The following is a 26470-nucleotide window of genomic DNA, read 5'->3' on the forward strand; positions in this document are numbered from 1 at the left end:
GCCCATGCACAAGATCGACCTTCCCAATAATCCGCCGGAAGCCGAGACGGATTTCGACACCTTCCGGGCGGTCGATATCCGCGTCGGCACCGTGCTCGAAGCCGCCCCGCTGGAGGGCGCGCGCAAGCCGGCCATCCGCCTGAAAATCGACTTCGGCGAAGGCGTCGGCGTGAAGAAGAGCTCCGCACAGATCACCGATCACTACACCCCGGACCAGCTGGTCGGCCGGCAGGTCGCGGCGGTGGTGAACTTCCCGCCGCGCCAGATCGGCAAGTTCATGTCGGAGGTGCTGACGCTCGGCTTTCCCGATACCGACGGCGCCATCGTCCTCTTCTCGCCCGACAGCCCCGTGCCGAACGGGGCGCGCCTGGCATGAGCCTCGACGTCGACCTCAACCAGTTTTCCTCCCACTTCCGCCCCCTGCTTGAGGGCATTCGCGGTGGTGAGTGGCCGAACAAGCCGAAGGGCCTCGCCCGGCTCGGCATCATGCCGGAGCACTGGCTGAAACATGTCGAGCCCGGCCATGTGCGCTATGTCTGGCCGAATGACGGCTCGCACGACATCCAGCCGGACCGCGCCTTTGGCGGCTGGGTCGGCGCCCTGTCGGACCATGTCGTCTCGATCTGCATGTTCTCGGCCCTGAAGGAGGGCGAGGCCTTCACCACGCAGGACCTTCAGATCAAGCTGTTCCGGCCGGTCACCCAGGGCGATATCACCATCGAGGCGCATGTCGTGAACCGCTCGAAGACGACCGGCTATGTCGAGGCCGAGTGGAAGACTGCCGAAGGCAAACTCCTCGTGAAAGTCATCGCCTGGAAAGCGATCCGCACCGTGGAAGCGATCCATGGCGCGCGCCCGCAGGGCTGACTTGCGGGTTTTTGGTTTTGATCCCCGCTCCGGCTTCGCCTGCGCGATGGATCGCGCTCAGGCTGTTTTTCTGTCTTGCTCCCGTATCGGCGCTGACGCGCCTCACATGGATCGCGCTCAGGGCTGCGTCCTTTCTATTTGATCCCCGCTCCGGCTTCGCCTGCGCGATGGATCGCGCTCAGGGCTGCTGCCCGATCACCCCGGCGAAGGCCGGGGTCTCAGGCCATTGAAGCGGTCCGCCTGTGGCCCGGGATCCCGGCCTGCGCCGGGATGAGCGGCGTGAAAGCAGCACCAAACCCGCCACGCGGTTGCCCGCTGGCGTTCTCTCCTCGCCCCGAAAGACAGGGCCGGGCGCGTCCTGAAAAGACGCTGATGGAACTGCCAGCCTTTCGGCGTGGCTATAAGCGCCCGTTGAGGACGCGCCCTGCGAAGGGTGTCGGCCGTTCGGGTGTCCCTTCCCGGCCCATCTCGGTAACGGTCTGCAACGCCAGGCTGCTGGCGTCCGCCTTCGTCCCACACGATGCTCACCGCCGGACGGGGCGTTAGGCCCGCCCGCAGCAGAAGTCACCTCCGCACCCCCACCGCCATCCGGCCGGTCCGGACCGCCCTGTCACGGCGATGGGATGGGAGGGGTTATAGCTGGCGGGTGAGAGGGGGCGGATGGATTACATTTTCGAATTAACTGCAATTCCAACGACGTCCCGATGACGTTGCCACCGCGATTACCACGCTCGCTTCCACGCCCGGCCTGTTCAAGGCGCTCATCACCTTACAGGAGGAAACGCCAATGACACATTCCAGGAAAGAGCGCCCTGGCGCATCGGTCTTTAAAGCCGTTTGCGTGGCCGGGCTGGGCCTTGGCCTGGCCGCGACCGCCAGCGCAAAAACGGACCGGGACAGCTTCGAGGTCGCGTTCAATTATGCCCCGAACGCCCCGGTCGAGCAGATCTATACCGACTTCGTTCACACGGCCCAGCGCGCCTGCCGCATCGATCCGCGCGTAACGCCGGTACCAACCCATCTGCGGGCCCAGCGCGCCTGCGAAACCGATCTGCTCGGCAAGGCCGTCGCGAAGACCGGCCTTGAAGACCTGATCGCTCACCACACCGACCTGACCGCAACAACACCTCGGACGACCCGCACCTCGTCCAAATAAGGCTCAGGCCGGTTTCACTGGAGCCCCGTCTCACACCAGTCGCGGGGCTCCTCTTTTTTCGGGATGCGTGCGCCATCCACAGCGCCAAAGCCCGACCGCTCCTGCCCTCCCCGAAGGCATGAGCCCCGATATCCGCCCCCCTCCGCGCGAAAATCTGTGACACCCCCAGCAGAGGGTGGTTGAAAAGCGTTGGGCCTGAAGGAGTCGTCACCCTGTCAGAAACAAGGGGGACCATCCGGGCCTGAATGCGGGTATCCTCTTGCAGGATCAGAGTGAAACGATGCTTTCCATACACACTTTCGGCCCCCTGCGGCTTTGCCTGGATGGCGAAGACCTGCCGCTGCCCGCCTCGCGCAAGACACGGGCGCTGCTTGGCTATCTGGCCATTTCGAGCAGCCTGCACAGGCGCGACCGGCTCTGCGAACTTTTCTGGGATGTCCCCGACGACCCGCGCGGTGCGCTGCGCTGGTCGCTGAGCAAGCTGCGCCGGGTGGTGAATGCAGGCGAGGAGACCCGCCTGCTGGCCGACCGCGAGCGGGTCCAGCTCGATACCCCGCAGCTCTCGATCGATTTTCATGAGGTGCGCCAGATTGCCAATGGCAACGAGGCTTCACCGGAAGAGCTGGAAGAAGCCTGGGAGAAAGCCGGTCCGCTCCTGCTGGAAGACTGCGAACTGCCCAACCTGCCGAATTTCGCCATCTGGCTCGAGCAGCAGCGCAATGAAGTTGTCCGCCTGCGCATGCGGCTGGCCCGGCGTCTGGCCGTCTATCCCCCACTGCCCCCGGAAGCCGCCGAACGCTGGGCCGAGCGCTGGCTGATGGATGCGCCTTACGATCCGCTGGCCGCCCAGTATGCCGTCGCCGCCCGCCGCCGCCTCGGGCGCGAGCGCGAAGCCGGCACGCTGGCCGAGGAACTGACGCAGCGCTTCGAGGAGGCCGGCCTGGAGCCGCCGGACATGAGCATAGACCCGAGCGTGGAGACGGCCCCCACAATGCCGGTGCGCGAGGATGTCGTGCAGCTGGAAAAGCCGCGCCAGGCCATCCGCTTTGCGCGCGCGGCCGACGGCACGTCGCTGGCCTGGGCCAGTGTCGGCAGCCCGGACAACCCGCCCCTGGTCAAGGCAGCCAACTGGCTCTCTCACCTGGAGCTCGACTGGGAAGCGCCTGTCTGGAGCCCGCTCTTCCGCGAGCTTGCCCGCACCTTCCACTTCATCCGCTATGACGAGCGCGGCTGCGGCCTGTCGGACTGGACCGTGCCCGATATCAGCTTCGACACCTTTGTCTCGGATCTCGAACTGGTCGTCGATGCGGCCGGGCTCGAGCGCTTCCCGCTGCTCGGTATCAGCCAGGGCGCGGCCGTCTCGATCGAATATGCCGCGCGCCACCCCCACCGGGTGTCGCATCTCATCCTGTTCGGCGGGTATACGGCCGGCTGGCGCCATCTCGCCTCGCCCGAAGAGGTGAAGGAACGCGAAGCCGTCATGGTGCTCACCGAGACCGGCTGGGGCCGGGCGAACCCCTCCTACCGCCACATCTTCTCGCGCACCTTCATGCCGGATGCGAACACCGAGGAGCTTGCCTGGTTCGACGAGTTCCAGAGACGCACCACCTCGCCGGAAAATGCCGTGCGGTTCCTGGAAGCGTTCTCCCGGATCGATGTGCGCGACCGGCTGGCGGATGTGAAGGTGCCGACCCTCGTCATCCATTGCCGTGGCGACCTGCGCATTCCGCTGGCGTCCGGCCGGGAAATGGCGGCGCGCATTCCGGATGCGTAATTTGTCGGCCTGGACAGCAACAGCCACCTTCTGCTGGGCCGCGAGCCAGCCTCGCAGGTCTTCATCGAGACGGTGCGGCGCTTCCTGTCGGCCTGACGGGCCATGGGCTGACAGCGCGGGGGCGCGGCGAACGCTAGTGCAGTTTCAGCTCGTCGCCGACGAGGCGGACCTCGGCCGGCTTGATCAGGTCGGCATGGGCGATGTTGATGGAATGGATGACGGCTTCGATCTCGCGGCGCCAATGGTCGAGAAATTCGGCCAGCCGGGGAAATTTCGGCGCCTTGTCAACGGTCTGCCAGACGAAGCTTTGCAGCAGTTTGGGGAAGTCCGGCCGGTAATAGATGATCTCGGCGGTCAGCAGGCCGCCGCCGGACAGTTGGTCTCTGAAATCATTATCATTCATCCATACACACTCCTGTCGGTTGATTCCGATACCGGAAGTGTGGCAGACGCGCCGGAAGCGTCAAGAAAAATACGTTTATTCAGGACGTTAGCAGCACTCCCTGATGGCTGCCAGCAGCGCGTGCCCCGGCGCCCGCGAGACCGGGCATCCCGGTGCACACTTTTCGCCCTGCCGCCTGTTGACGCGAGCCCGTCCCCTTCCTAATTCCAAGCCGTTAGCACTTGCCCGGAGTGAGTGCTAAAAGTCTCAAATGTGTGGCCCAACCGGGCAAAACTGAAACGCAACCAAGCAAGAGAGAGCTCATGAAATTCCGTCCCCTGCATGACCGCGTGCTCGTGAAGCGCGTCGAGGAAGAAGAGAAAACCGCCGGCGGGATCATCATTCCTGACTCCGCCAAGGAAAAGCCGCAGGAAGGCGAAGTGATCGCCGTCGGCAAAGGCGCGATCGGCGACGACAACAAGGTCGTTCCGCTCGAGGTCAAGGCCGGTGACCGCGTCCTGTTCGGCAAGTGGTCCGGCACGGAAGTGAAGGTCGACGGTCAGGACCTGCTGATCATGAAGGAAAGCGACATTCTCGGCGTCGTCGAGTAAGGCGCGCCCCCTCTTCCCTAGAACACCAAGACCAGAACGTAATCTGAAAAGGAATACGAGATATGGCTGCTAAGCACGTCAAATTCAGCTCGGATGCGCGCGAGCGCATGCTCAAGGGTGTCGACACCCTCGCCAATGCCGTGAAAGTCACGCTCGGCCCGAAAGGCCGTAATGTCGTCATCGAGAAATCCTTCGGCGCCCCGCGCACCACGAAGGACGGTGTCACCGTCGCCAAGGAAATCGAACTGGAAGACAAGTTCGAGAATATGGGCGCCCAGATGCTGCGCGAAGTCGCGTCCAAGGCCAATGACGTCGCCGGTGACGGCACGACGACCGCCACGGTTCTCGGTCACGCCATCGTTCGCGAAGGCATGAAGCGCGTTGCCGCCGGCATGAACCCGATGGACCTGAAGCGCGGCATCGACAAAGCCGCTGCCGAGGTCGTGCGGGATCTCGCGCATCATTCGCGCAAGGTGAAAGAGAACAGCGAGATCACGCAGGTCGGCTCGATTTCCGCCAATGGCGACAATGAAATCGGCGGCATGATCGCCAAGGCCATGGAAAAGGTCGGCAATGAAGGCGTGATCACGGTCGAGGAAGCCAAGTCGCTCGAGACCGAACTCGACGTCGTCGAGGGCATGCAGTTCGACCGCGGCTATCTGAGCCCGTACTTCGTGACCAATCCGGACAAGATGAATGCGGAACTCGAAGACCCGTTCATCCTGCTCCACGAGAAGAAGCTCTCCTCGCTGCAGCCGATGCTGCCGATCCTCGAGCAGGTCGTGCAATCCCAGCGCCCGCTTCTGATCATCGCTGAAGACGTCGATGGCGAAGCGCTCGCCACGCTGGTCGTCAACAAGCTGCGCGGCGGCCTCAAGGTTGCCGCCGTCAAGGCACCCGGCTTCGGCGACCGCCGCAAGGCCATGCTGCAGGACATCGCCGTCCTGACCGGCGGCCAGGTCATCTCCGAAGACATCGGCATCAAGCTGGAAAACATCAGCCTCGACATGCTCGGCACGGCCAAGAAGGTCGAGATCGACAAGGACAACACCACGATTGTCGACGGTGCCGGCTCGAAGGACGACATCGAAGCCCGCGTCTCGCAGATCAAGAAGCAGATCGAGGACACCAGCTCCGACTATGACAAGGAGAAGCTCCAGGAGCGCCTTGCCAAGCTCGCTGGCGGTGTCGCCGTGATCAAGGTCGGCGGTGCCACCGAAGTCGAGGTGAAGGAACGCAAGGACCGCGTCGACGACGCGCTCAACGCGACCCGCGCCGCTGTCGAGGAAGGCGTTATCCCGGGTGGTGGTGCTGCCCTGCTGCGGGCCGCCCAGCACATCGATGTGAAGGGTGACAATACCGACGAGCAAGCCGGTATCGACATCGTTCGCCGCGCCCTCGAAGCGCCGATCCGCCAGATCGTCGAGAATGCCGGCCTCGAAGGCTCTGTCGTCGTTGCCAACATCCTGAAGGAAAAGGATCGCGGTTACGGCTTCAACGCCCAGACCGAGGAGTATGGTGACCTCTACAAGATGGGCATCATCGACCCGGCCAAGGTTGTCCGCTCTGCCCTGCAGAACGCGGCCTCCGTGGCTGGCCTCCTCATCACCACCGAAGCCGGTATCGCCGAAGCGCCGAAGAAGGACGAGCCGGCCGGCGGCGGCGGCATGCCCGACATGGGCGGCATGGGTGGTATGGGCGGCATGGGCTTCTAAGGTCCGCTCACGGACCTGGAAGGCCACGGCAGTGGCAAGCAAAGCCCGAGACATCGGCCCGCGCGACTGCCAACGCCAACATCCAGAACCAGACAGGGGCGGTGCTTTCGGGCACCGCCCTTTTTCTTTGCGCGACACTCTTCTGCCCGTCATCCCGGCCAACCGGAGGGCGCGCCGGGACCCAGACGGTCCCGGCGCGGGTCTTTCGGGCCCTGGGTCCCGGTGTTTCGCTTCGCGAAAACCGGGATGACGCGTATTAAGGATGACGCATATTGAAACTGTGGTGCGGGTGACATCCGCCCGTTTATGCGAAACTGACCTCGTTTCAGGAGCCCCGCCATGCCGCCTCCCGCCATGAAAGCCGCTTGCGCCGCCCTCGCCCTCAGCCTTGCCGGTTGCGCCAGCCTGCTGACGCCGGATGTGAAAGCCACGCGCGAGGCCCTTCGACCGGGCGCCTATACGCTCGACGAAGGCCATGCCGCCCTGGTCTTCCGGGTTGGCCATATGGGCTTCTCGCACTTCGTCGGGCGGTTCGACCGCTTCGAGGCCAGCCTCGACTTCGACGCCGACGCGCCGGAAAGCGCCCGGCTTGAAGCCATTGTCGACATGACGAGCCTCAGCCTGCCGGACAAGGCGTTCGCCGAAACGCTGATGGGCCCGGGCTGGTTCGACGCGGACACCTATCCACAGGCCATCTTCCGCTCGACCGGCATCACGCTCACGGGCGAGACGACCGGCGAAGTAACCGGCGATCTGACCCTGCATGGCGAGACCCATCCGGTCACGCTGGACGTCACCTTCAATGGCGGCGCCAACGACACGCTGCGTGGCGCGTATGTCACGGGCTTTTCCGCGACCGGCGCCATCGACCGCGCCGACTTCGGCATCGACAAATATCTCGGTCCTGTTGCCGGCACGGTCGATCTCAGCATCGAAGCCGAGTTTATGCGGCAATAGAATTTGGAATATTCAACAGGCGTTGAGGCTTGCGTCACACTCTCTCGCGACGTAAGGATCACGCCCATGAGCAAGATCTACAACACAGCCGCGGACGCCCTTGACGGGTTGCTCTTCGACGGCATGACGATTGCCGCCGGGGGCTTTGGCCTCTGCGGCATTCCTGAGCTTTCGATTGCCGCGATCCGCGAGGCCGGCACCAAGGATCTGACCATCTATTCCAACAATGCCGGCGTCGACGGGTTTGGCCTTGGCGTGCTGCTGGAAAGCAAGCAGGTGAAAAAGATGGGCTCGTCCTATGTCGGCGAGAACAAGGAGTTCATGCGCCAGTATCTCGGCGGCGAACTCGAACTGGAATTCAACCCGCAGGGCACGCTGGCCGAGCGCATGCGCGCCGGCGGGGCGGGCATTGCCGGCTTCTACACCAAGACCGGCTATGGCACCCAGATCGGCGAAGGCAAGGAAGTGAAGGAATTCCACGGCGAGAAGTATATTCTCGAAGAGGGCATCTTCGCCGACCTCGCCATCGTGAAGGCCTGGAAAGCGGACACGACCGGCAATGCCGTCTTCCGCAAGACCGCGCGCAACTTCAACGAGCCGGCGGCCATGTGCGGCAAGGTCTGCATCATGGAAGTCGAGGAAATCGTCGAACCCGGCGAGCTCGACCCGAACCACATCCACCTGCCCGGCGTCTTCGTGCACCGGCTCGTCCAGGGCGAGTTCGAAAAGCGCATCGAGCAGCGCACGGTTCGGCAGCGCTACGACACCAGCACGAGCCCGGCTGGCACAGGGGAGGAAGTGTAATGAGCTGGACACGTGACGACATGGCCAAGCGGGCCGCGCAGGAGCTCGAAGACGGGATGTATGTCAATCTCGGCATCGGCATCCCGACACTGGTCGCCAACTACATCCCCGAAGGCGTCTCGGTGACGCTGCAATCGGAAAACGGCATGCTGGGCATGGGCCCCTTCCCCTATGAGGGCGAAGAAGACCCGGACCTGATCAATGCCGGCAAGCAGACCATTACCGAACTGCCGCACACCGCCTTCTTCGACAGCTCGATGAGCTTTGCGATGATCCGCGGCGGCAAGATCAACATGGCGATCCTGGGGGCGATGGAAGTCGCCGAGAATGGCGACCTCGCCAACTGGATGATCCCCGGCAAGCTGGTCAAAGGCATGGGTGGCGCGATGGACCTCGTGGCGGGCGTGAAGCGCGTCATCGTCGTGACCGACCACACCTCCAAGTCCGGCGCGCCGAAGCTGATCAAGGAATGCACCCTGCCGCTGACCGGCAAGGGCGTGGTCAAGATGATCATTACCGATCTCGGCGTCTTCAACGTCGTCGAGGGCGGGCTCGAGATCAAGGAGGTCGCGCCCGGCGTGACCCGCGAAGAGATCTACGAGAAAACCGCCGCGAAGATCGTCAATTGAGCACGCTGCCACCCTGCCCGGCTTGCCAGTCGGCCTATACCTATGAGGATGGCGCGCTGCTCATCTGTCCGGAATGCGGGCATGAGTGGTCGCCTGAGGCCGACGCCGAGGCAGCGAAAGTCTGGCGCGATGCCCATGGCAATGTGCTGGCCGACGGCGACACGGTGACGGTGATCAAGGACCTGAAGATCAAGGGCTCGTCCTCGGTCGTGAAGGTCGGCACGCGGGTGAAGAATATCCGCCTCGTCGAGGGCGATCACGATATCGACTGCAAGATTGACGGCATCGGGCAGATGGGCCTCAAGACAGAGTTCGTGAAGAAGGCCTGACGGCTCCCGGGAGACGCCCAATGACAGCAACATGCCTGTGCGGCGCGGTCAGCGTGACGATCGAGGCCCGGCCGGACTTCGTCCATGACTGCAATTGCAGCCTGTGCCGCAAGGTCGGCGCGGCCTGGGGCTATTTTCCCTCTGCCGGTGTCAGGACGCGTGGTGAGACCGCCTCTTTCATGCGCCGCGACAAGCCGAATGCCGGTGTCGAAGTGCATGCCTGCAAGACCTGCGCGGCGACCACGCATTTCGCGCTGGCCGAAACGTTCAAGGCGGCGAATCCCGAAGCGGATCTTGTTGGCGTGAACATGAAGCTCTTCGCACCGGAAGACCTGGACGGCGTCGAAGTGCGCTATCCCAATGGCAGGGACTGGGACGGCGTCGGCGCCTTCGAATACCGGCGCCCGGCCATGACGATCAGCACCGCCTCTCCCTGGTAGTCAGCCGAAAAGCCATAAGGCCCGTGCCGCGTATGAGCCCTCCCGGATCGCGCGGCCATTTGCGTTGCGTCATGGATTGAAAGCGCCGGGGACTGCAATAACAGTGGGCGTCAGAGAACAAGGGAGAAAGTGAGATGGCCAAAGGTGCGATGCCGGTCCTCCTCGGGGTAGGACAGTCGATGAGCCAATGGGATGGCCGCGATGGCGCCGAGGGCGCGCCCTCCCCGCTGAGCCTCGCGCGCGATGCCGCCACCGCCGCGCTGGAGGATGCCGGGGTCGCCGCCGGCGAGATCGACACGCTGAGCTTTGTGCGGATCTTCGAGGACTCGGTGCCCGGCGCGCCGCATCCGCATGGCCACAACACCAATCTGCCCGGAACGCTGGCGCGCGATCTCGGCGCGTCGCCCAAGCGGCTGATCTATTCCGATGTCGGCGGCCAGAGCCCGCAGGCACTCGCCAACGAGATGGCCGCCCGCATCCATGCCGGCGAGGCGGAGGTGGCGCTGCTGGCCGGCTCGGAAGCGAACCGCGCCTCCAAGGGCGCACGCAAGAACGGCGTCGAGATCGACTGGGCCGATGGCAGCGAGCTCGCCTATGAGGATCGCGGTCTGGGCCCCCAGATGCTAAGCCGGCCCGAAATCAAGCACGGTCTCATCGCGCCGGCCTTCTTCTATGCGATGTTCGAGAATGCCATTGCCGCGCGCCAGGGCCGGACACGCTCGGCCCATCGCGAAGCCATGTCGAAACTCTTCCACCCCTTCACCAGGGTGGCCGCCGACAACCCGTATGCGCAATTCCCGGTCGAACGCAGCGTGGATTTCCTCTCCACGCCCTCGCCCGAGAATTACGAATTCGCCGACCCGTTCCTGAAATGGCATATCGCCCAGGATGCGGTGAACCAGGGCGCAGCCGTGCTCATCATGTCGGAAAAGAAGGCCGATGCGCTGGGCGTGGCCAAGGACAAGCGCGTCTACCTGCATGGCGGCGGCGAGGCGGGCGACGACCTGTTGTCGGAGCGCCCGATGATCGACGGCTCTTGGGCGATGGAAACCGCCATCAAGCGCGCGCTCGACCAGGCCGGAAAGACCTCGGGTGGACTCGCCCATTTCGATCTGTATTCATGCTTTCCGTGTGCTGTCTTTTCAGCAACACAGGCGCTCGGCATCGATCCGTTCACAGATGAACGTGCCCTGACGCTGACGGGCGGTCTGCCTTTCTTTGGCGGGCCCGGCAACAATTATTCCATGCACGGCCTGGCCAGCATGGCCGAGACGCTGCGCACCGATCCAGGCAGCTATGGCCTGGTGCTCGCCAATGGCGGCTGGATGACCAAGGAGGCCGTCGGCGTCTGGTCCACCACCCGGCCGGAGCGCTTCACCCCGGCGGAAAAGGCCGCCAAGCCGACAGAGACCGTCCCGCTGGAGGAGGCGCCGAGCGAAGGCACCGTGGAGACCTACACGGTCGTCCATGGCCGCAAGGGCCCGCAGCATGGCGTCATCTTCGCGCGCACCGCCGAGGGCAAGCGCTTCATCGCCACGGCCGCGCCGGAAGCGCTGGACCGCCTGCGCGAGGACACCACGCCGGTGGGCCTGAAGGTGACAGTGGAGACGAAGGACCAGGTCAACACATTCCGCTTCGCCTGACCGGGCCCGGCGTGTAGCATCGCCCTACAGACGACTCGGAAGGCGACCGCATGACACGACGACTGGCCGGCCTTGCCGGCGCCCTGGCCATCAGCCTCGCGACAGCCACGGGCTGTGCCACACAGCCTGATCCCTGCACGCCGGAATGGATCGAGTGGAAGACCGACCAGATCCTGACCCGCTTTGCCCGCTCTCACAGCGGCACGGTACAGGCCCTGCGCGACATCTCCGGACAGGTGGAAAGCCCCAATGCGCTGACCGCGATCCGCGTGGCCACGATGATCGATGATTTCGAGGCGCTGGCGCAGGATTTCGACCGCATCGTCATGCCGGAACTCAATGACGCGATCCGCCTCTGCGGCGAGCCGCGCAACTTCGTCCCGGCCTTTTCGGAATTCCTGCGCCGGGAAGGCGTCGGCGAGGATGTGATCGGCTGGATCGAGGCCATCGGCTATGTCGCGATGGAGCAGCGGAACCGGTGAACGAGACGGTCGATAATCCCCTGATCTTCGGTTTCGAATTCGACGAGGCCGGGGGTGTGCGGCGGCTGGACTGGGCGGAGGTGTCGAGCGGCCCGGCCGCGCCGGCCACAGGCCGCCGCTGGCTGCATCTCAACCGCCTGTCGCCGGCGGTGCGCCAGTGGCTGACCGAGACGAGCGGGATCGACGAGGTGATCGACGACGCGCTGTTGCAGGAGGATACCCGCCCGCGCTGCCTGGCGCATGGCGATGGCCTGCTGATCAATCTGCGCGGAGTGAACCTCAATGAGGGCTCCGAACCGGAAGACATGATCGCCATCCGCATCTGGATGACGGCCGAGGTGATCGTTTCGCTGCGCGCCTTCCACATCAAGGCCGCCCAGGATTTGCGCGACCGCATCATGGCCGGCGAGGTGCCGGCCTCGAACGGCGTCATCCTCGCCGAGCTGGCGGAACGGCTCACCGACCGGATCGAGCCGGTGGTGAGCGAACTGGACGAACAGGCCGATGAGTATGAAGACACACTGCTGGAACCGGGCGCCACGCTGCCCAAGACGGCGCTGGCGAGCTTCCGGCGCAAGGTGCTGACGCTCAGGCGCTACATCATCCCGCAGCGCGAGGCGCTCGCGCATATAAGCCGCGAAGGCCAGCACCTGTTCGATGCCAGCCAGACCCTGCAATTGCGCGAGATTGCCGACCGGGTCACGCGCATCGGCGAAGAACTCGACATGATCCGCGAGCGCACCATGGTCTTGCAGGAGCAGCTGATCGAGGAACGCTCCGAGCGGATGAACCAGCGCCTCTTCGTGCTCTCCATCATCTCGGCCATCTTCCTGCCGCTTGGCTTCGTGACCGGCCTGTTCGGTGTGAATGTCGGCGGCATGCCGGGTGTCGGCAGCCCGCTCGCCTTCACCCTGCTCTGCCTCGGCATGGGCGGGCTGACGGTGACGCTCTTCTTCCTGTTCCGGCGCATGCGCTGGCTCTGAAGCCTGCGTGGCGGCCCTAGTCCTTGCGGAAGATGACGCTGAGATTATTGGCCGGCATGTCCACGACGGTTTCGAGCGAGAGGCCAGCCGCCGCAGCCAGCGGGAGGATGTCGCGGTCAAGGTCGCGCACGCCCCAGGACGGGTCGCGGCGCTTCAGGTCTTCGCTGAAACGGGCATTGGACGGCGCAATCTCGCCTTCGCGCGCGAACGGGCCATAGAGAAACAGCTTGCCGCCCGGCGCGAGCCGCCGCCCTGCCCCGGCGATCAGGCCTTCGGCAGCCGCGAACGGGGCGATGTGGACCATATTGGTGCAGAAGATGGCCTCAAGCGGCGGCGCTGTCTCGATCTCGCCCCAGCCGGGCTGGCTGGCATCGATCTCGAGCGGGCCTGACAGCCGTCTGTCCGCCCCGGCGTGCTGCACCCAGGCGGCCTGGCTTGCCCGGCTCATGTCGTCAATGTCGGAATAGATCCAGGCGAGGCCCGGAAACCGCTCCACCATCAGCGCGCCATGCTCGCCTGTGCCGGACGCGATCTCGAGCACGCGGCCTTCCAGCGGCATGTGCGCGGCGAAGACATCGCCGATCGGCCCGGCATTTCGCGCGACCGAGGGCGAGAAACGGCGGCCGTCGACCCCGGTGTTGCGCTGTTCCAGCGCGACCGACTTGCCGCGGCTGCCGATATCGTCCCTGTCCTCGCCCATAATGGGCCTCCTAGCTGCGAGCCTTGAAGCGGCCCCGCAGGTCCGGCTTCAGGATCTTGCCATTGGCGTTGCGCGGCAGCGGCTCGGTCTGGAACTGGATCTCGACCGGCACCTTGAAGGCGGCGAGCTGGCTGGCGACATGCGCGCGCAGCTCATCCTCGGTCACACTCTTGCCAGGCGTGAGCTGGACGACGGCGCCGACTTCCTCACCCAGCACCTTGTGCGGGATGCCGACGACAGCGGCATCCATCACGGCCGGATGGTCGTAGAGCGCATGCTCGACCTCGATGGAGTAGATGTTCTCCCCGCCCCGGATCAGCATGTCCTTGGCCCGGTCGACGAGATAGAGAAAGCCCTCCTCGTCGAGGCGGGCGAGATCGCCGGTGATGACCCAGCCCTCATGGAAGGTTTCGGCGGTGGCGTCAGGCCGGTTCCAGTAGGCCTTGCAGTTGGACGGGCTCTTGCACCAGAGCTCGCCCACCTCGCCGGGCGGCAGCGTCTGGCCATCCGGGCCGACGATCTTGAGATCGACCGCGAGCGGCGGCGCGCCGGCGCTGTCGGGCCGGTTCACATAGTCCTCGCCGAGGTTCAGCGTCACCGTCGCGCAGGTCTCCGTCATGCCCCAGCCATTGCCGGGCGCGGCTTCGGGGAAGCGCTTCTTGATGGTCGAGACGAGTTCCGGCGCGGACGGGGCGCCGCCATAGGAGACGACCTGGATCGAGGAGAGGTCATACTTCTCCCGGTCGGGATGTTCGAGCACCTGCCAGGCAATGGCGGGCACGCCGCCAATCGTGGTGATCTTTTCCCGCTCGATGATCGGCAGCGCCTTGTCGGCGTCCCACTTGTACATCGAGACGATCTTGTCGCCGCGCAGCAGCGTCGGGATGAGCACGGCAAAGGAGCCGGTGGCGTGAAAGAACGGGATCGAGAGCAGCGTCGCGCGCTGTTCGTTCGGGTCCGGCTCGGGCACGGCCTCACCGCGGCGCAGGAACATGCGCGCCTGGCAGCTCATCGAGTTGAGGAAGTTCGAGATGACCGCGCGGTGGGTCGCCAGCGCGCCCTTGGGCTTGCCGGTCGTGCCGGAGGTGTACATCAGCGTGGCATCGTCATCGGGGCCGATCTCGATCTCCGGCAGAGCCTTGTCTTCCAGCCCGGCCCAGTCCTTCGGCTCGCCGACGATCTTCTCGAAATTGTGGACGCGCGGATCGTTGCGCTCTTCCTCGGTCTCGCGGGCGATGATGATGGATTTGAGGTCCGGCAGGTCGTCGAGATGCTCGCGCACGCGCTCGAAGATCTGCGGGTCGACAATGGCGACCTTGGCGCCGGAATTCTTCAGCCCGTATTCGAGCTCTTCCCCGGTCCACCAGGAGTTCATCGGCGTGACGATCGCCCCGGCGGCGAGCCCGGCGAAGAAGCTGACCGACCATTGCGGATAGTTGCGCATGATGACGGCGACGCGGTCGCCCTTCTGCACGTCGAACTTATCGACCAGCGCATTGGCGACATGGCTGACGGCCTTGAAGTGCGAGGTGAAGGTGGCGCGCTCATCCTCATAGATCAGGAAGTCGCGTGTGCCATGCATGCGCGAGGCCTCGAGAACGAAGCGCAGCGTCGGCGGGGCTTCGGGATAGTACTTCATCGATACGCCATCGATGACGCCCTCGCCCACCGCGAGCGGTGTGCCGGGCGCGGCGATCATGCGATTGGCCTCATCGATCGAAATGACCGGCCAGGACGCCTCTGTATCCGCTGCCATACTTCTCCTCCGGATGCTTTGTGTCGTTGCAACGGCAATCAACCATGAGCGCCGCCCGGAAGAAAGAGCTTCACAAGTGAAATTTCATGACAGATCGACGCGACGTCAGCTTGCCGGCTGGAGAGAGGCCGATTGTGCCGGAGTGTCTACAGCGGGCGCCAGCATCTCGCTGCCGGCTTCGTCTGCCGGGACGGGCCAGAGCAGCATCACCGCAAAGCAGGCCAGCGCGGCCAGAGCGATCACGATAAAATCCCGCATGGGCTCCATTCCTTCCCCTTGAATGAGAAGGAATGGAGCAAGGTGTGTGCCAGCCTACACGCCGGATATCGACTTATTTGCCGAGTTCGCAGAACTGCACCGTGCGGGCGGTGCCATCGGGCTCGACCAGTTCGAATTTCGGCCCGGCCAGCTCGTCGCCATCGCAGAGATAGCCCATCTGGTACATGTCGAGGACATAGGTGTTGTCGGGCTCCAGGGCGCCGGCGAGCATCAGGTCGGAGGCGGCCTGGTGGCGGCCGAGACGGAACAGGATCTCGAAACGCTCCATCGGCGAGAGGGCCTCGGTGTCGAGCGTCTCTTCGAGCTGGGCCTGTTCGGCCGAGGCCTCTTCGAGAAGGGTCGCGGCCTGCTCGGCCACGGCGCTGCCCGGATACTCGTTCACGATCTCCTCGAGGTCGTCGACGGCACCGTCGACATCGCTGCCGGCGCCATAACGCAGGGCGGCGCGCTTCATCAGCGTCTCGGCCATCTGCTCGTCACTCATGCCGGGATCGCCGAGAAGCTGGGTCAGCCGGTCGATCGCGGTCTGCTCATTGCCGGCATCGACCAGCGAATTCACCGTGCCCATGGCGAGGTCGTATTTGGACTGGCCGGCCTCCGGCGCAGACGGTGTCGGCGCGACCGTGTCAGCCGGATTTGACGACGCGCAAGCGCTTGCCAGGATCAGCACACTCGCCCCAGCCAGAATTGATCGGATCATGTCAATTTCCCCAATGATGTGTTGTCTCTACGCGCCTAACCTAATCCGGCCCACGCGGCGAGAATGTGACTGTTTTCAGGAAACACCCGGATTTTCGCACCAGCCGAGCTTTTCAAGGTGCTCATTGTCCTGGCCGAGCGTCCAGTCGTCATCATCACCCTCGCGGCAGAGATAGCCGGCGGCGACGAGCAGCTCCGCCTGCTCCTGTGTCGGCGCCAGTTCGGAGGTGCGATAGCGTTCGACCGCGGCCTCAAGCTCGCCCGTGGCGACCATGTCATCGAACCATTCCGGCAGAGTCTGCAGCCCTTCCAGCCGGCCGGCCGCCGCGCCCCAGGCATCGTCGGCATAGCCAAGCTCGGTCCTGGCGTTCGCGGCCACCGGCGAGTCCGGGGCGAGTTTCAGCGATTCGCGGAAGTCGGAGACCGCGCCGGGAAGATTGATCCTGGCCTGACGGCGCGCGGTTCCGCGCTCGAACAGCAGGCGCGCGCGCTGCTCGTCCGACAGGGCCGCCGTCTCGACGGTCTCGTTCAGGGACTGGATCGTCAGCCAGGGATGCGATTCGGCCTTCGCCTCATCTATCGCTTGGTCGAATTGGGCCGGTGTAAGTTCTACCGCCGGCGGCGGCGCGGTCTCACAGGCAAATAGGCCCAGGCAAAACAGCCCGGCCAAACAGGAACGCCACATCGTCTACCTCCAGTCAGTCTGCTTTGGCCGGACCCTATAGAGAGCCGATTCCGCGGGCTAGGCAGTTACCGAAATGTAAGGCAGTTCAGGCGCGTGCCAGCCGGTCGATCTCCTGGACATTGCCGCGTCCGAGCGCCTCGATGGCGCGGGCGGCGATGCTGCGGGCATCCAGGCCGGCCTCTTCATACATGAGTTCCGGCTTGTCCTGGTCCTGGAAGATGTCCGGCAGGCACATGGTGCGGATCCTGAGCCCGGTGTCGAGTGCGCCGACCTCGGCGAGGTGTTGCAGGACGAACGCGCCGAAGCCGCCCCGGGCGCCCTCTTCCAGCGTGATGAGCACTTCATGCTCGCGCGCCAGCCGGTTGACGAGCTCCTCGTCCAGCGGCTTGGCGAAGCGCGCATCGGCGACCGTGCAGGACAGCCCCTGCGCGGCCAGCATGTCAGCGGCCTTCAGAGCCTCCTGCAGGCGGGCGCCATAGGAGAGGATGGCAATGCTGGTGCCTTCCCGGACAATCCGGCCCTTGCCGATTTCAAGCGCTTGCGGGGTGTCCGGCATGGCGACGCCCGTGCCGGTGCCGCGCGGATAGCGGAAGGCGCTTGGCCGGTCGTCGATCTCGACAGCGGTGCGGACCATGTGGGCCAGTTCGGCCTCGTCGGAGGCGGCCATGCAGACAAAGCCCGGCAGTGCGCCGAGATAGCCGATGTCGAAGCTGCCGGCATGGGTCGGCCCGTCGGCACCGACAAGCCCGGCGCGATCGATGGCAAAGCGCACGGGCAGCTTCTGGATCGCCACGTCGTGGACGACCTGGTCATAGCCGCGCTGCAGGAAGGTCGAATAGATCGCCGCAAAGGGCTTCATGCCATCGGCGGCAAGCCCGGCGGCGAAGGTGACGCCATGCTGCTCGGCAATGCCGACATCGAACATCCTGTCCGGAAATTCCTTCTCGAACAGGTCCATGCCCGTGCCGCCCGGCATGGCGGCGGTGATGCCGACGATACGGTCATCCTTGCGCGCTTCCGCGATCAGGCTGTCGGCGAAGACCTTGGTGTATTTCGGCGGGCCAGGCTTGGACTTCTGCTGTTCGCCGGTGACGACGTTGAACTTGGCGACGCCGTGATACTTGTCGGCGGAGTTCTCGGCCGGCTCATAGCCCTTGCCCTTCTGGGTGACGACATGCAGCAGGACCGGGCCGGTCTGCATCGCCTTGCAGTTTTCCAGAACCGGCAGCAACACATCGAGGTCGTGGCCATCGATCGGGCCGACATAATAGAAGCCGAGTTCCTCGAACATCGTGCCGCCCATGGCGAAGCCGCGCAGATACTCTTCTGCCTTGCGCGCCTGATTGGCGAGGCCCATCGGCTTGACGATGTTCTTGGCGAACTTGCGCAGGCCGCGATAGGAGCGCGAGGAAACGAGCTTGGAGAGATAATGACTCATCGCCCCGACGGGCGGGGCGATGGACATGTCATTATCGTTCAGGATGACGAGCATGTTGCTGGCATCAGAGCCCGCATTGTTCATCGCCTCATAGGCCATGCCTGCCGACATTGCGCCGTCGCCGATGACGCAGACGACCTTGTTGTCCTTGCCGCGCAGGTCACGCGCCTTGGCAAAGCCGTGCCCGGCGGAAATCGAGGTCGAGGCGTGCGCGGCGCCGAACGGGTCATACTCGCTCTCGGCGCGCTTGGTGAAGCCGGAAAGCCCGCCGCCCTGGCGCAGCGTGCGGATACGGTCACGCCGCCCGGTGAGGATCTTGTGCGGATAGCACTGGTGGCCAACATCGAAGATCAGCTTGTCGTCGGGCGTGTCGAAGACCGAATGGATCGCCACGGTCAGCTCGACCACGCCGAGCCCGGCACCGAGGTGGCCGCCGGTCACCGAGACGGCATCGATCATCTCGGCGCGCACTTCGTCGGCCAGCTGCTTCAGCTCCTCTCGCGAGCGCCCCTTCAGATCAGCCGGAATCGTCACGCTGTCCAGAAGGCGGTTTTTTGCGGGGAGGGTCATCAGATGGTCCTTTCGCGGGGACGCTTTTTTCGTCTCGACTGATATTTATCTTGTTCTGTCGAGAACATAATCCACAGATTGCAGCAATATATTGGCCCGATCGCGGAAAAATGCGAGGTGCTGCTTGGCCTGTGCAGCGAGCAACTGCACCCGTTCCCGTGCGCCATCAACGCCCAGAACCGTCACAAAGTTCGCTTTTCCGGCCGCTTCGTCGCGCCGGAGCGTCTTGCCGACGACCTCCTGATCGCCCGTCACATCCAGCAGATCGTCGGCGATCTGGTAGGCAAGGCCGAGATCCTGGGCAAAGCCGGCGAGCGCATGGCGCGCCCCGTCGCTGGCATTGCCGACAATTGCCGCCGATTCGACGGAGTATGAGATCAGCGCCCCGGTCTTTAGCCGCTGCATGCGGGTAATGGTGTTGAGGTCGCGCGGGGCCTCGTCTTCCAGCATGTCGATCATCTGCCCGCCGACCATGCCTTTCGCGCCGGCCGCATCGGCCATGCGCTCGATCAGCCGGGTGCGCACCGCCGGGTCCTTGTGGGTGTCCTCGCCCGCGAGGATCTTGAAAGCCAGCGTCAGCAGCGCATCGCCCGCCAGTACGGCGGTGGCTTCATCGAACGCCTTGTGGACGGTCGGCTGGCCGCGGCGGATATCGTCATCGTCCATGCATGGCAGATCGTCATGCACCAGCGAATAGGTGTGGACGCATTCCAGCGCGGCGGCGACGCGCAAGAGCGCGGTATCGTCGGCCTCGAACAGCGCGCCGGTCTGGATCACGTAGAAGGGGCGCATCCGCTTGCCATTGGCGAGCGCGGCATGGCGCATGGCACGCATCAGATTGGCCTCGGGCCCCTGTGCCGGCGGGATGAGCTGATCAAGCGCAACGGTGACCTTGTCAGCGATTTCGGTCAGGCGCTTTTCGAAATCCATGCCGACCCTCTCAGTCGAAGCTGGCGGGTTCGGTCTGCGGCTTGCCGTCGCCGCCCTGCACGATCTGCTCGATCTTGAGCTCGGCGGCTTTCAGGCGCGATTCGCAGTGCGCTTTCAGCTTGGCGCCGCGCTCATAGATCTCGATGGACTTTTCGAGCTCGACATCGCCAGCTTCCAGGCGCCGGACGATCTCCTCCAGCTCCTTGAGGGCGGCTTCGAAACTCATCTCGTCAATTGCGTCGGACGCCTTGCCGGCCATTCCACAGCTCCCGCGGCTTTTGAATGAAAGCGGCACCCTACGCAGGTACCGCAGGCTTCACAATGGCGGAGGCTCAGGATTTGCCGCGATATTCGTAAATCCGGTAGCTCCAGTACTTGTCGCCGCCATCGCGCACGCAGACCCAGCCGAGACGCGCCATGGCCGGGCGCAGCATGCGGTTGAACCAGCCATGCGCGGCCAGATAGACCTTGCCCTCGGTGGAGGCCTCATGCAGCCGCTCTGCCGCCGCGCGGGCGCGTTCGCGGGCCTGCTTGTTGCTTTCGCCGTCGAGGCTGTGGCCATAGAGCCAGGCGGTGCGCGCGATCACGTTCCAGGTCTTGGGCAGGTATTTGCGGTTGCGGAAACGCGGCGGCGGCAGCGGCGCCTCGCAGAAGACGGGATGTGTCTCCGGCTCGCGGCCGCTGGCCATCATCGCCGTCTCGATGGCGCGGGGCGCCGTCGAACTGAGCACGATGTCGGCATCCCTGACCGCCGCCTTCAGATTCTCGGGCACGACCTGGTCGTGGGCCAGGCTGCCGGCCTCATAGCGGTCCCACCAGTCGCGGTATTCGCGCCAGTCGAGCCGCGGCCCGGCCCGGCGGTCGAGCGCCGGACGGCCATGACGTGACACGATGATCGGCCCGCGTGCAGGATTTTGTCTGTCAGTCTCGCCGCCAGTCATGGTTCACATTTGCCTAGCCATTACCCCTCGAACCGACCCTGCCGGGTCTGATCCGCATTCTCAACCGGACTAGCGGCTTAGAGGGATTGCGGGCCGGACTCAATTCTTTTGCTGCGTAGGCAGCTGGGGCGGACACGGATGAAAGGCAAGCCCGGCATCCCGCCTAGTCCGTATCGGCGCTTTCCAGCGCGGCGGCCGTGCGCCCGAACGCCTTGCCGAGGCCATTGAGGCGCCGCAGCGGGGTAAGCTCGGCCAGGCAGATCTGGTCCAGCCGGCGACGCGACTGCGTCATGAGATGGGCCAGACGCGCGGGGCTGAGGCGCTCGCCGCTTCGCCAGGCCTGCCCGAGCAGACGATCCGGCCGGAAGGCGAGCTCACGGGCCCGCACCACGCCGGAGCCGACGGGCAGCTGGTAGTTCGAATAATGGCGCTTGTAATGATCGAGCCCTGGCCCGGCATCGTAGATCTGCGGGCCGTCCTGGGCGGCCATCGTCTCCAGCATCATCTGGACCAGGATATTGCCCGGCGAATATTGCGCGAAAGCCTGCTCATAGGCGGTGATCCAGCCATGCATCACCTTGTCGGACTGCAGCAGCAGCTCGCTGGCGGCGTGCTGGCCGTCGAAATACAGGCTGACATGGCGCAGCCGGAAGCGCGGGCCTTCCGCGGCCCGCAGACGCTCCAGCAGTGCCTGCGCCCAGCGCGGGGCCAGGACATCGTGACGCCCGGTGCGACGAAACTGCTCACGTTTGAGGGCCATCAGCAGCTCGAACGTCTCGTCGCTGGCATCGTCAAAGCGGAATTCCACCTCGCCGAAATCCCGCTCAAGATTGCGGCCGAGCCGGCGCATCTTCTTGAAGTGTTTGGGCCAGCGCTGCGTCTGGTTGGCGATGAAGCCCTCCCAGTCGCCGTCGAGCGCGGTCATGTTGGCGCCCGCGAATCGCAGCCGCGTTTCGCTTTCGGCCACCTGCGGCAGCCAGCCATAGGCCGACAGGCCAAGCAGGCCGAGCCCCTTCAGGAAGGCGTGCGGCGTCAGGGTCGTGTGTTCGGAGAGGACGGGCCCGTGCCAGTCGGAAAACGGCCCGCCGACGGGCCTTGCCCAGGCGCCGGGACGCCGGTGAAGCGGCCAGAAGCCGACCGGCTCGCCGCCCTCGAAGGCCACACCGAAACGGGTGTCTGCGCGCACTTCGGCCACCAGACGGGCGAAAACCGGATCGAGAAACGGGTCGTCATAGATCGCGCGGGCATCGCGCAGCCGGTCGAACGCGATCCACAGATCGTCGGTCATCTGGTCGAGGCGCAGCAGCCGGAAATTCATGTGTGCCATCCCTGATCAGCTCGGCGGAGGTCGCCAGCTATCGTGCAAGGACTGCGCCACATTCGCGCAATAAGGGAATTCTTCCTAGAGCCCGCGCCAGAGACGCTTTTTCATGCATGGCTCGGCATTGGCCCGGTCGCAGGAATAGGTCGAGAACAGGACCGTATCGGCCCGCCCGATCAGATTCTCCGACGGCACGAAGCCGACCGAGGCCTTCTCCGGCGAGACACCGCGCGGCAGCTCGCAGCCGGCCCGGTCGATCACGCCCTGCTCATTGGGCGGACAGTGCCCGGTGGTGGAGCGGCCATCCTCGGAATTGTCGCGATTGTCGCCGATGAAGAGGTAATGGCCTTCCGGCACCTGGAAGACCGGTGTGGTGTCGAGCGAGCGGATCTGGTCCGGGCCCTGCTGCCATTGGTGGCTCAGCCAGGAATGACCGTCGATCGTCTCACGGTATTCGCGCGCGGTTTCGGTGAAATTGGCGCCATGCGGCACATATTCGATGCGGCGGACGAATTCGCGCTGGATCGGCTCGCCATTGAGATAGAGCTGCTCGTCGATCATCTGCACTTCATCGCCCGGCAGGCCGATGATGCGCTTGATCATCACCCGGTCGGTGTGCGGGTGCATGAAGACCGCGACATCGCCGCGTTCGGGCTTGCCGCCCATGACCCGGCCGTCGCCATCGGGAATGATGCGCCAGAGCCCCCAGGGCAGGCTGTAGCGGCTATAGCCATAAGCGAACTTGTTGACCGCGACCCGGTCACCGACCTGCAGGGTCGGCACCATGCTCTCCGACGGGATGACGCGCTGCTCATAGACGAGGAAGGAAAACATGTAGAAGGCCGGAATGAAGATGGCGAGGGTGACCGCCCATTCCCGCAATTCCTTGAGAATCTTGTCCTTGAGCGACCGCTTTTCCTCGGACGCGTCGGAAGTCTGGGAGGTATCGCTCATATCAACTTTGACGGCTGTTCCATGGCTGGCAGCCCGGCTGCCCTGCCCGTTATGTTTGACGTGTTGACGCGCAGGCATGCGCGCCGATCGGCCCCAAGGCTTTGAGGGGCGGCGTGCATCCGGTCAAGAGGCTGTTCGCCAGCGGCTGCCATTCCTGCCCTGTAGACCGATCCCGCCGCAGGCGCCAGATGAGGCGGCCCGGCCATGATGTCGCGCCCTGACATAGTGGGCTTCTCAGGCCCGTCTGTAAGGCAGAATTCGGTCAAGGCTGTCTCCGGGCCAGGCAATAAGACAGCGAAACCTAGCCCGGGGGCAGGAATAAGGCGACCTCAATTTCATCGCAGGCCCGAAAGGGGCATGGGGCTTACAGCGTGCGGTACCAGTCCACGCCGTCGGCATCGCGCGTGACGGTGGCCTGTCCGCGTGCGATCAGGCAGTTGAGGTGGGCAATCGCCTCGCCGGTGGCCATGGAGATGAGATCGTCCCCGATCTTGCGGCCGAACAGCACCGCGAAGACATCGACGGCGCGTTTCGGCGCCTCCTGAAGACGCTTCTTCAGCCGGGTGAGCGCCGTCTCGTGCCCGTTGATCAGATGGTCGAGGCGTGTGTGAGCGCCGCGGAACGGCTCATTATGGGCCGGCAGGACAAGCGCATCCTCGGCGAGGGCGCCTCTCAGCTTGCGGCAGCTTGCAATCCAGCCTTCCAGCGGATTGGCGTCTGGCTCCGTCGGGTGCACCGACACGTTGGACGAGATGCGCGGCAGAAGCTGGTCGCCGGAAATCATCACGTTCAGGCTCTCGCTGTAGAGGCAGGCATGTTCGGGCGAATGGCCCTTGCCCATCAGCACCGTCCAGTCATGTCCGCCGAGCCGGATGCGGGCGCCCTCTTCCAGGCGGTGATAGGCATCCGGCATGCGGCTGACCCCGCGCCCGAATCCGCCGAACTTGCGCTTGTATTCCTCGATATGATGGTCCTGCCAGCCGGCGGCGCGGTAGAAATCGATGCCCTCCTGCGGGGCATCGCGGCCGGTATCGGCGACCAGCATGCGGCAGGAGATGTATTCCAGCCGCGACATCCACAGCCGGGCGCCGGGGAATTTGCGCGACAGCCAGCCGGCATTGCCGACATGATCGGGGTGCATATGGGTGACGATGATCCGCCAGACCGGCCGGCCGTCCAGCTTGTCCTCGAAGATCTGGCGCCAGGCGCCTTTCGTGTCTTCCAGCGGCATGCCGGTATCGACAATGGTCCAGCCCGGCTCGCCATCGTCGATAAGCCAGAGATTGATCCATTTCAGCGAAAAGGGCAGCGGCATGCGCACCCAGTGGAGCCCCGGCAGCAGCTCCATCGTGTCGCCTGTTTCCGGCACGGAATCAAAGGGATATTCGAGCCCGGCTTTGACGGGCGTCTTCGACTGAAAACCATCCATATCCGGATCATCGCATGGCGCGGGGGCCGCTCCAAGATTGACCGCGGGTCAAGAGATCATGCCAGCTCAGCAGGCCACGACATTAACGGCGAGCCCGCCCGTGCTGGTCTCCTTGTACTTCGAGGACATGTCGATGCCGGTCTGGCGCATGGTCTCGATCACCTGGTCGAGGCTGACCTTGTGCTGGCCGGTGCCGTGCAGGGCGAGGCGCGCGGCATTGGCCGCTTTCACGGCCCCGAAGGCGTTGCGCTCGATGCACGGGATCTGGACCAGCCCGCCAACCGGATCGCAGGTCAGGCCGAGATTGTGCTCCATGCCGATCTCGGCAGCCACGCAGACGGTTTCGGCATCCGCACCCCAGATCGCCGCCAGCCCGCCGGCGGCCATGGAACAGGCCACGCCGACCTCGCCCTGGCAGCCCATTTCCGCGCCAGAAATGGACGCGCGCTGCTTGTAGAGAAGCCCGATGCCGCCCGCCGTCAGCAGGAAGCGGCGCGCCTTGGCATGATCGAGCACGCCATCCTCGCAACAATAGTGTCGAATCACGGAGGGAATCACCCCGGCGGCGCCATTGGTCGGAGACGTCACGACCCGTCCGCCAGCGGCATTCTCCTCGTTTACCGCCATGGCATAGACGTTCAGCCAGTCGAACAGCTGCTCGCGCTCGTTCGAGCCATGCTGGTGCTTGAGCTTTTCATAGAGGCCCGGCGCGCGGCGGCTGACCTCGAGCCCGCCCGGCAGGACGCCGCTCTGCGAGAGGCCGCGCTCGATGCAGGCCATCATCGTCTCGGCGATCTTGTCGAGGCGTTTCAGCGTCTTCTCGCGGGCGCGGCGAGCATCCTCATTGAGCAGGACCAGCTCGTCGATGCGCCAGTCATGCGCTTTACACTGCCGGATCAGCTCTTCAGCCGAGTCGAAGGGGTGCGGGGCGCCGCGGGCGCTGTCGACCAGGTCGCCCTTCACCGGCTTTTCCATCTGCGCCTTGGAGGCGATGAAGCCGCCGCCCGTCGAGAAATAGGTACGCGAGAAGACCGGCTCGCCTGCCCCGGCATAGAGGTGCAGCGCCATGCCATTGGGGTGGAGTTCGGGCACGGTCTCTGTGTTGAACTCGATGTCCTTGACCGGGTTGAAATCGATCTCAGGCCCCTCGGCGAGCTGGATGCGTTTTCCCCGCACGATGCTGCGGAAGCGGGCTTCGGCCTCTTCCGGGTCGGCGGTTTCCGGCTGCATCCCGATCAGGCCCAGGATGACGGCCTTGTCGGTGCCATGGCCCACCCCGGTCAACGCGAGCGAGCCCTGCAGCTCGATATGGATGCGGGTGGCGCCCGTCAGCTTGCCGGCGCGGGCGGCGACCTGCAGGAAACGCCGCGCAATGCGCATCGGGCCGACGGTGTGCGAACTCGATGGCCCGAGGCCGATGCGGAAGAGATCGAGGACAGAAAGCATGGGCGGCCAGACGCAACAGGAGGGGAAGACTTGAAACAGGGCTAGCCCGCGCTTGCTTTCCCGGCAAGCCGGGTGCAGCGTCCCTGCCCGCAAGCAAAAGAAAATGACCCGGGAGGAGATACATCATGACCGACTTTACCCGCCGCGCCCTGCTGCGCGGGTCCGCCGCCACCGCCGCGCTCTTGCCCTTTGCGGGGGCCTGTGCGCCGAGCCGGGGGCTGACCGCGTCATCGACACCATCGGCCACGATGGACGGGGTGCGCATGGCCGAGCTGATCGCGGGCGGCGAGATCTCGTCTCTGGACTTCACCGACGCCGCGATAGCACGGGCGGAAAAGGTCAATCCGTCAATCAATGCGATTGCCTCCAAGATCTATGACCAGGCGCGAAGCCGCGCCGCCGAAAGCCCCGAGGGCACGTTTGGGGGCGTGCCGACCTTCATCAAGGACCTGATGGACTGGAAAGGCGCGCCGAGCTTCTATGGCAGCCGCGCCTTCGAGGGCTACGCGCCGGAGGAAGACGGCGTCTTCGCGGCACGCTGGCGCGAAAT

At 64.8% G+C, this 26470-nt stretch carries 29 protein-coding genes; 15 read left to right on the forward strand and 14 right to left on the reverse strand.

The features are described from left to right. The first annotated feature begins 4 nt into the window (after positions 1-4). The 4 genes from B8784_RS21045 (at position 5) to B8784_RS21060 (ending at position 3797) form a co-directional block, all read left to right on the forward strand. Entirely contained in the window at positions 5-376 is a 372-nt protein-coding gene (locus tag B8784_RS21045; RefSeq protein ID WP_084400035.1) for a tRNA-binding protein, read from the forward strand. Then, complete coding sequence (locus B8784_RS21050; protein WP_084400036.1) at positions 373-867, forward strand: PaaI family thioesterase; 495 nt, start codon at positions 373-375, stop codon at positions 865-867. Before B8784_RS21045 ends, B8784_RS21050 begins: the two co-directional genes overlap by 4 nt. Before the next feature lie 787 nt (positions 868-1654). After that, on the forward strand, positions 1655-2023 hold the full coding sequence (locus B8784_RS21055) for a hypothetical protein (RefSeq protein ID WP_084400037.1): 369 nt from the start codon (positions 1655-1657) through the stop codon (positions 2021-2023). A gap of 280 nt (positions 2024-2303) precedes the next feature. Continuing rightward, complete coding sequence (locus B8784_RS21060; RefSeq protein WP_233356273.1) at positions 2304-3797, forward strand: alpha/beta hydrolase; 1494 nt, start codon at positions 2304-2306, stop codon at positions 3795-3797. Positions 3798-3930: 133 nt separating this feature from the next. Here the strand turns inward: B8784_RS21060 and B8784_RS21065 are convergent, their stop codons facing one another. Next, positions 3931-4200 (reverse strand): usg protein, encoded by a 270-nt coding sequence (locus tag B8784_RS21065; protein WP_084400038.1) that lies wholly within the window; start codon positions 4198-4200, stop codon positions 3931-3933. A gap of 302 nt (positions 4201-4502) precedes the next feature. Between B8784_RS21065 and groES the strand changes: the two genes are divergently transcribed. The 10 genes from groES (at position 4503) to B8784_RS21110 (ending at position 12772) form a co-directional block, all read left to right on the forward strand. Further along, positions 4503-4790, forward strand: a complete 288-nt coding sequence (groES, locus tag B8784_RS21070) for a co-chaperone GroES (protein ID WP_084400039.1) — start codon at positions 4503-4505, stop codon at positions 4788-4790. 62 nt (positions 4791-4852) lie between these two features. Continuing rightward, the gene (gene groL / locus B8784_RS21075) at positions 4853-6505 is read left to right on the forward strand and encodes a chaperonin GroEL (protein WP_084400040.1); all 1653 of its coding nucleotides are present in this window, start codon (positions 4853-4855) and stop codon (positions 6503-6505) included. Positions 6506-6844: 339 nt separating this feature from the next. Next, the gene (locus tag B8784_RS21080; RefSeq protein WP_084400041.1) at positions 6845-7462 is read left to right on the forward strand and encodes a YceI family protein; all 618 of its coding nucleotides are present in this window, start codon (positions 6845-6847) and stop codon (positions 7460-7462) included. Between the two features lie 66 nt (positions 7463-7528). Next, entirely contained in the window at positions 7529-8266 is a 738-nt protein-coding gene (locus tag B8784_RS21085; protein ID WP_084400042.1) for a CoA transferase subunit A, read from the forward strand. Continuing rightward, positions 8266-8895, forward strand: a complete 630-nt coding sequence (locus B8784_RS21090; protein WP_084400043.1) for a CoA transferase subunit B — start codon at positions 8266-8268, stop codon at positions 8893-8895. The genes B8784_RS21085 and B8784_RS21090 overlap by 1 nt, the downstream gene beginning before the upstream one ends. Further along, on the forward strand, positions 8892-9224 hold the full coding sequence (locus B8784_RS21095) for a zinc ribbon domain-containing protein YjdM (protein WP_084400044.1): 333 nt from the start codon (positions 8892-8894) through the stop codon (positions 9222-9224). Before B8784_RS21090 ends, B8784_RS21095 begins: the two co-directional genes overlap by 4 nt. Positions 9225-9244: 20 nt before the next feature. Beyond that, positions 9245-9664, forward strand: a complete 420-nt coding sequence (locus B8784_RS21100) for a GFA family protein (RefSeq protein WP_084400045.1) — start codon at positions 9245-9247, stop codon at positions 9662-9664. A gap of 134 nt (positions 9665-9798) precedes the next feature. Beyond that, positions 9799-11307, forward strand: coding sequence for an acetyl-CoA acetyltransferase (locus tag B8784_RS21105; protein ID WP_233356274.1), 1509 nt, complete (start codon positions 9799-9801; stop codon positions 11305-11307). 50 nt (positions 11308-11357) lie between these two features. Next, positions 11358-11789, forward strand: coding sequence for a hypothetical protein (locus tag B8784_RS21725; RefSeq protein ID WP_158085778.1), 432 nt, complete (start codon positions 11358-11360; stop codon positions 11787-11789). Further along, the gene (locus tag B8784_RS21110) at positions 11786-12772 is read left to right on the forward strand and encodes a zinc transporter ZntB (RefSeq protein WP_158085779.1); all 987 of its coding nucleotides are present in this window, start codon (positions 11786-11788) and stop codon (positions 12770-12772) included. Before B8784_RS21725 ends, B8784_RS21110 begins: the two co-directional genes overlap by 4 nt. A 16-nt stretch (positions 12773-12788) precedes the next feature. Here B8784_RS21110 and B8784_RS21115 read toward each other — a convergent pair whose 3' ends face one another. The 13 genes from B8784_RS21115 to B8784_RS21175 form a co-directional block, all read right to left on the reverse strand. Continuing rightward, positions 12789-13472 carry a DUF938 domain-containing protein gene (locus tag B8784_RS21115; protein ID WP_084400047.1) on the reverse strand — a complete coding sequence of 228 codons (684 nt, stop codon included), beginning with the start codon at positions 13470-13472 and terminating at the stop codon, positions 12789-12791. A 10-nt stretch (positions 13473-13482) separates the two neighbouring features. Then, positions 13483-15228 (reverse strand): class I adenylate-forming enzyme family protein, encoded by a 1746-nt coding sequence (locus B8784_RS21120; protein WP_084400048.1) that lies wholly within the window; start codon positions 15226-15228, stop codon positions 13483-13485. A 105-nt stretch (positions 15229-15333) separates the two neighbouring features. Continuing rightward, a complete protein-coding gene (locus B8784_RS21730) occupies positions 15334-15486 on the reverse strand; it encodes a hypothetical protein (RefSeq protein ID WP_158085780.1) in 153 nt (50 codons plus the stop codon). A 73-nt stretch (positions 15487-15559) separates the two neighbouring features. Next, positions 15560-16207 (reverse strand): tetratricopeptide repeat protein, encoded by a 648-nt coding sequence (locus B8784_RS21125; protein WP_143435669.1) that lies wholly within the window; start codon positions 16205-16207, stop codon positions 15560-15562. A 75-nt stretch (positions 16208-16282) separates the two neighbouring features. Next, positions 16283-16891: a hypothetical protein gene (locus B8784_RS21130; protein ID WP_084400050.1), complete on the reverse strand. Its 609-nt coding sequence runs from the start codon at positions 16889-16891 to the stop codon at positions 16283-16285. Between the two features lie 85 nt (positions 16892-16976). Continuing rightward, positions 16977-18899, reverse strand: a complete 1923-nt coding sequence (dxs, locus tag B8784_RS21135) for a 1-deoxy-D-xylulose-5-phosphate synthase (RefSeq protein WP_084400051.1) — start codon at positions 18897-18899, stop codon at positions 16977-16979. Between the two features lie 45 nt (positions 18900-18944). Further along, positions 18945-19829, reverse strand: a complete 885-nt coding sequence (locus B8784_RS21140; protein WP_084400052.1) for a polyprenyl synthetase family protein — start codon at positions 19827-19829, stop codon at positions 18945-18947. A 10-nt stretch (positions 19830-19839) separates the two neighbouring features. Continuing rightward, the gene (locus B8784_RS21145; RefSeq protein WP_084400053.1) at positions 19840-20088 is read right to left on the reverse strand and encodes an exodeoxyribonuclease VII small subunit; all 249 of its coding nucleotides are present in this window, start codon (positions 20086-20088) and stop codon (positions 19840-19842) included. A 73-nt stretch (positions 20089-20161) separates the two neighbouring features. After that, the gene (locus B8784_RS21150; RefSeq protein WP_233356275.1) at positions 20162-20719 is read right to left on the reverse strand and encodes a histidine phosphatase family protein; all 558 of its coding nucleotides are present in this window, start codon (positions 20717-20719) and stop codon (positions 20162-20164) included. Between the two features lie 214 nt (positions 20720-20933). Next, positions 20934-22088 (reverse strand): GNAT family N-acetyltransferase, encoded by a 1155-nt coding sequence (locus B8784_RS21155; protein ID WP_084400055.1) that lies wholly within the window; start codon positions 22086-22088, stop codon positions 20934-20936. Between the two features lie 84 nt (positions 22089-22172). After that, on the reverse strand, positions 22173-23045 hold the full coding sequence (gene lepB / locus B8784_RS21160) for a signal peptidase I (protein WP_084400056.1): 873 nt from the start codon (positions 23043-23045) through the stop codon (positions 22173-22175). Between the two features lie 364 nt (positions 23046-23409). Continuing rightward, positions 23410-24474 carry an MBL fold metallo-hydrolase gene (locus B8784_RS21170; RefSeq protein WP_084400058.1) on the reverse strand — a complete coding sequence of 355 codons (1065 nt, stop codon included), beginning with the start codon at positions 24472-24474 and terminating at the stop codon, positions 23410-23412. A 66-nt stretch (positions 24475-24540) separates the two neighbouring features. Continuing rightward, the gene (locus tag B8784_RS21175) at positions 24541-25920 is read right to left on the reverse strand and encodes an L-serine ammonia-lyase (protein WP_084400059.1); all 1380 of its coding nucleotides are present in this window, start codon (positions 25918-25920) and stop codon (positions 24541-24543) included. 125 nt (positions 25921-26045) lie between these two features. Here B8784_RS21175 and B8784_RS21180 point away from each other — a divergent pair. Beyond that, a partial coding sequence (locus tag B8784_RS21180) for an amidase family protein (protein WP_267890008.1) occupies positions 26046-26470 on the forward strand: 425 nt, incomplete at its 3' end.

Origin of the sequence: Henriciella aquimarina (assembly GCF_002088975.1) — a bacterium.
Taxonomy (GTDB): Bacteria; Pseudomonadota; Alphaproteobacteria; order Caulobacterales; family Hyphomonadaceae; genus Henriciella; species Henriciella aquimarina.

Coding starts and splice junctions, on each gene's coding strand:
- B8784_RS21175 (WP_084400059.1), bottom strand. CDS start 25,920: ATGCTTTCTGTCCTCGATCTCTTCCGCATCGGCCTCGGGCCATCGAGT.
- B8784_RS21155 (WP_084400055.1), bottom strand. CDS start 22,088: ATGAATTTCCGGCTGCTGCGCCTCGACCAGATGACCGACGATCTGTGG.
- B8784_RS21125 (WP_143435669.1), bottom strand. CDS start 16,207: ATGATCCGATCAATTCTGGCTGGGGCGAGTGTGCTGATCCTGGCAAGC.
- B8784_RS21115 (WP_084400047.1), bottom strand. CDS start 13,472: ATGGGCGAGGACAGGGACGATATCGGCAGCCGCGGCAAGTCGGTCGCG.
- lepB (WP_084400056.1), bottom strand. CDS start 23,045: ATGAGCGATACCTCCCAGACTTCCGACGCGTCCGAGGAAAAGCGGTCG.
- B8784_RS21055 (WP_084400037.1), top strand. CDS start 1,655: ATGACACATTCCAGGAAAGAGCGCCCTGGCGCATCGGTCTTTAAAGCC.
- B8784_RS21120 (WP_084400048.1), bottom strand. CDS start 15,228: ATGGCAGCGGATACAGAGGCGTCCTGGCCGGTCATTTCGATCGATGAG.
- B8784_RS21080 (WP_084400041.1), top strand. CDS start 6,845: ATGCCGCCTCCCGCCATGAAAGCCGCTTGCGCCGCCCTCGCCCTCAGC.
- B8784_RS21045 (WP_084400035.1), top strand. CDS start 5: ATGCACAAGATCGACCTTCCCAATAATCCGCCGGAAGCCGAGACGGAT.
- B8784_RS21105 (WP_233356274.1), top strand. CDS start 9,799: ATGGCCAAAGGTGCGATGCCGGTCCTCCTCGGGGTAGGACAGTCGATG.
- B8784_RS21170 (WP_084400058.1), bottom strand. CDS start 24,474: ATGGATGGTTTTCAGTCGAAGACGCCCGTCAAAGCCGGGCTCGAATAT.
- B8784_RS21130 (WP_084400050.1), bottom strand. CDS start 16,891: ATGTGGCGTTCCTGTTTGGCCGGGCTGTTTTGCCTGGGCCTATTTGCC.
- B8784_RS21065 (WP_084400038.1), bottom strand. CDS start 4,200: ATGAATGATAATGATTTCAGAGACCAACTGTCCGGCGGCGGCCTGCTG.
- B8784_RS21145 (WP_084400053.1), bottom strand. CDS start 20,088: ATGGCCGGCAAGGCGTCCGACGCAATTGACGAGATGAGTTTCGAAGCC.
- groES (WP_084400039.1), top strand. CDS start 4,503: ATGAAATTCCGTCCCCTGCATGACCGCGTGCTCGTGAAGCGCGTCGAG.
- B8784_RS21050 (WP_084400036.1), top strand. CDS start 373: ATGAGCCTCGACGTCGACCTCAACCAGTTTTCCTCCCACTTCCGCCCC.
- B8784_RS21090 (WP_084400043.1), top strand. CDS start 8,266: ATGAGCTGGACACGTGACGACATGGCCAAGCGGGCCGCGCAGGAGCTC.
- B8784_RS21725 (WP_158085778.1), top strand. CDS start 11,358: ATGACACGACGACTGGCCGGCCTTGCCGGCGCCCTGGCCATCAGCCTC.
- B8784_RS21085 (WP_084400042.1), top strand. CDS start 7,529: ATGAGCAAGATCTACAACACAGCCGCGGACGCCCTTGACGGGTTGCTC.
- B8784_RS21730 (WP_158085780.1), bottom strand. CDS start 15,486: ATGCGGGATTTTATCGTGATCGCTCTGGCCGCGCTGGCCTGCTTTGCG.
- dxs (WP_084400051.1), bottom strand. CDS start 18,899: ATGACCCTCCCCGCAAAAAACCGCCTTCTGGACAGCGTGACGATTCCG.
- B8784_RS21060 (WP_233356273.1), top strand. CDS start 2,304: ATGCTTTCCATACACACTTTCGGCCCCCTGCGGCTTTGCCTGGATGGC.
- groL (WP_084400040.1), top strand. CDS start 4,853: ATGGCTGCTAAGCACGTCAAATTCAGCTCGGATGCGCGCGAGCGCATG.
- B8784_RS21140 (WP_084400052.1), bottom strand. CDS start 19,829: ATGGATTTCGAAAAGCGCCTGACCGAAATCGCTGACAAGGTCACCGTT.
- B8784_RS21100 (WP_084400045.1), top strand. CDS start 9,245: ATGACAGCAACATGCCTGTGCGGCGCGGTCAGCGTGACGATCGAGGCC.